This is a genomic window from Streptomyces recifensis (genome assembly GCF_002154615.1).
In the GTDB taxonomy this organism is placed as follows: Bacteria; Actinomycetota; Actinomycetes; order Streptomycetales; family Streptomycetaceae; genus Streptomyces; species Streptomyces griseoluteus.
Genome location: NZ_MUNH01000186.1, coordinates 1 through 3644, shown reverse-complemented (window position 1 = coordinate 3644; position 3644 = coordinate 1). Strand labels below are relative to the sequence as shown.

Genomic DNA, 3644 nt, shown 5'->3' with positions numbered 1-3644 from the left:
CTCCGGGACAACCCCCAGGCCGGGTGGAGGCCCACTCCACCTTCAGGAGGTCCGGCGCACCCCACCCCTACAACCTGAGGCGGACCCGGCTTCGGGACCTCCGGCCGATCCCCGGCGCCGTACCCGCTCCTAGCGTGGAGACATGACCGCACCCGTCTGCATCAGCGCCTCGGCCGCCGCCGCACCAGCGCGGCAGACTCTCCCCCACCCCCGGCTCGCACCGGCCGGGACCTCGCTGTACCCCTCCTTCGCCTCCTACGTCCGTGCCCGCCACCCCGCCCTGCTGCGCACGGCCCGCTCGCTCACCGCCAACCCGAGCGACGCCGAGGACCTGCTGCAGACCGCGCTGGCCAAGACGTACGTCGCCTGGGAGCGCATCGAGGACCACCGGGCGCTGGACGGCTATGTGCGCCGCGCCCTGCTCAACACCCGTACCTCGCAGTGGCGCAGACGCCGGGTGGACGAGTTCGCCTGCGACGAGCTGCCCGAGCCCGAGCCGCGTCCCGGCGCCGACGACCCGGCCGAACGGCAGGCGCTGCGCGACGCGATGTGGCGGGCGATCCTGCGCCTGCCCGCGCGCCAGCGGGCGATGGTCGTCCTGCGCTACTACGAGGACCTCAGCGAGGCCCAGACCGCCGAGCTGCTCGGAGTCTCGGTCGGCACCGTGAAGTCCGCCGTCTCCCGCGCCCTCGGCAAACTCCGCGAGGACCCGGAACTCGGTCTCTCCCGCTGAGAAGCACAAGCACCGCCGCGAGGCGCAGCACACAGCGCGACTTTCCCTGCCCCTAGTGACATACCGCGCGGTATGTGCGCAGAATCAGCGCGACTCTACTTCCGTACAGGCAACGCTGCCGGGGAGGACGCCCGCTGTGCTGAGCACCATGCAGGACGTACCGCTGCTGATCTCGAGGATTCTGACCCACGGCGCGACCGTGCACGGATCGTCCCTGATCACCACCTGGACGGGCGAGGCCGAGCCGCACCGGCGCACCTTCGCCGGGATCGGCACCCGCTCCGCCCAGCTCGCGCACGCCCTGGCCGACCTCGGGGTGCGGGACGACGACCGGGTCGCGACCCTGATGTGGAACAACGCCGAGCACGTGGAGGCGTACTTCGCCATCCCGTCCATGGGCGCCGTGCTGCACACGCTCAACCTTCGGCTGCCCGCCGAGCAGCTCGCGTGGATCATCAACCACGCGGCCGACCGCGTGATCATCGTCAACGGCTCGCTGATCCCGCTCCTCGCGCCCCTGCTGCCGCAGCTGCCCACCGTCGAGCACATCGTGGTGTCCGGCCCCGGCGACCGCGCCCCGCTCACGGGCGGCACCGCCCGGCTGCACGAGTACGAGGAACTGCTCGCCGGCCATCCGGAGACGTACGACTGGCCCGAGCTGGACGAACGCCGGGCCGCCGCCATGTGCTACACCTCCGGCACCACCGGCGACCCCAAGGGCGTGGTGTACAGCCACCGTTCGGTCTACCTGCACTCCATGCAGGTCAACATGACCCAGTCGATGGGCCTGACCGACCAGGACACCTCACTGGTGGTCGTCCCGCAGTTCCACGTCAACGCCTGGGGCCTGCCGGACGCCGCGTTCATGACCGGCGTCAACCTGCTGATGCCGGACCGGTTCCTCCAGCCCGTGCCGCTCGCCGAGATGATCGCGGCCGAGCGCCCGACGCACGCGGCCGCCGTCCCCACCATCTGGCAGGGCCTGCTCGCCGAACTCGGCGCCAACCCCCGCGACGTCTCCTCCCTCGTCCAGGTCACCATCGGCGGCGCGGCCTGTCCGCCCTCCCTGATGGAGGCGTTCGACGCGCTCGGCATGCGGGTCTGCCACGCCTGGGGCATGACGGAGACCTCCCCGCTCGGCACGGTCGCCCGGCCGCCCGCCCACGCGATCGGCACCGAGAAGGAGTTCACCTACCGGCTCACCCAGGGCCGCTTCCCCACCTCCGTCGAGGCCCGCCTCACCGGCCCCGGCGGCGAACGCCTGCCCTGGGACGGCGAGTCGGCGGGCGAGCTGGAGGTGCGCGGCCCCTGGATCGCGGGCGCCTACTACAACGGCCCCGGTGCCGAACCCCTGCGCCCCGACGACAAGTTCAGCGCGGACGGCTGGCTGAAGACCGGCGACGTCGGCACCATCTCCCCCGACGGCTACCTCACCCTGACCGACCGCGCCAAGGACGTCATCAAGTCGGGCGGCGAGTGGATCTCCTCGGTCGCGCTGGAGAACGCCCTGATGGCCCACCCGGACGTCGCCGAGGCCGCCGTGGTCGCCGTGCCGGACGAGAAGTGGGACGAACGTCCGCTGGCCACCGTGGTGTTGAAGGAGGGCGCGGAGGTCGGCTTCGAGGCGCTGCGGGTCTTCCTCGCCGAGGAGTGCGGGATCGCCCGCTGGCAGCTCCCCGAGCGCTGGACGATCGTCGAGACGGTCCCGAAGACCAGCGTCGGCAAGTTCGACAAGAAGGTGCTGCGCAGGCGGTACGCGGACGGGGAACTGGACGTCACGCGGCTCTGAGCGTACTTCGCCGGCAGGGGGCCGAGGGTGTGCGAACACCCTCGGCCCCCTGTCAGTTGGTGCCGATCCGGGCCAGCAGGTCCACGATCCGCCCCTGCACCTCGTCGCTGGTGGACCGCTCCGCGAGGAACAGCACCGTCTCGCCCGACGCCAGCTTCGGCAGATCCGCCTGCTCTACCGCCGCCGTGTAGACGACCAGGGGGGTCCGGTCGAGCTGACCGTTGGCACGCAGCCAGTCCACGATCCCGGCCTGGCGCTGCTTGGTCCGCATCAGGTCCATCACCACGAGGTTCGGCCGGAACTGCCCGGCCAGCGTCACCGCGTCGGCGTCGCTCGCGGCCCGCGCGACCTGCATCCCGCGCCGCTCCAGCGTCGCCGTGAGCGCCAGCGCGATCTCCGCGTGCTCCTCGATCAGCAGCACCCGGGGCGGATGCTGCTCACTGTCGCGCGGGGCCAACGCCTTGAGCAGTACGGCCGGGTCGGCGCCGTACGCCGCCTCGCGGCTCGCCTGGCCGAGACCGGCCGTCACCAGCACCGGCACCTCGGCGGCCACCGCCGCCTGGCGCAGCGACTGCAGCGCGGTCCGGGTGATCGGGCCGGTCAGCGGGTCCACGAACAGCGCGGCGGGGAACGCCGCGATCTGCGCGTCGACCTCCTCGCGCGAGTGCACGACCACCGGCCGGTAGCCACGGGTGCTGAGCGCCTCCGCGGTCGTCACGTCCGGCGCGGGCCACACCAGCAGCCGGCGCGGGTTGTCCAGCGGCTCCGGGGGCAGCTCGTCGTCCATCGGCTGCGGACGCGGGGTGTCCGCGACCTCCACCGCGCCGCCGGGACCGTCCAGCGGCTCGGGCCCCTCGGCGGCGTTGGCGTCCGGTGCCCCTATGGCGTACGACCGGCCCACGCCCTCGGTGCCCGGAGCCCGGCGGGGTTGCGCGGGTGCCTCGGGGTGCGCACGGGCGCCCGCCTCGGGCTGCGCCTCCGGGCGCGGGGGCGGGGTGCCCAGCTTGCGGCGCCGCCCGCTGCCGTTGGTCGCGTGCGGGGGCGGGGTCGCGGTCGGCTGCTGCACCTGCGCGGCCTGCCGTACGAACGGCACGCCCTGGCCCAGCGTGCGCACGCTGATGG

The 3644-nt window shown here is 73.2% G+C and carries 3 protein-coding genes; 2 read left to right on the top strand and 1 reads right to left on the bottom strand.

What is annotated here, in order from left to right; translation table 11 throughout:
- Positions 1–142 precede the first annotated feature (142 nt).
- Together CCN33_RS11450 and CCN33_RS11445 are read left to right on the top strand one after the other, a co-directional pair.
- Positions 143–733, top strand: a complete 591-nt coding sequence (locus CCN33_RS11450) for a SigE family RNA polymerase sigma factor (RefSeq protein WP_086693528.1) — start codon at positions 143–145, stop codon at positions 731–733.
- A gap of 136 nt (positions 734–869) precedes the next feature.
- Entirely contained in the window at positions 870–2522 is a 1653-nt protein-coding gene (locus CCN33_RS11445) for a long-chain fatty acid--CoA ligase (RefSeq protein WP_167387826.1), read from the top strand.
- A gap of 52 nt (positions 2523–2574) precedes the next feature.
- Here CCN33_RS11445 and CCN33_RS11440 read toward each other — a convergent pair.
- The coding region (locus CCN33_RS11440; protein ID WP_341866569.1) for a response regulator at positions 2575–3644 on the bottom strand (1070 nt) is incomplete at its 5' end.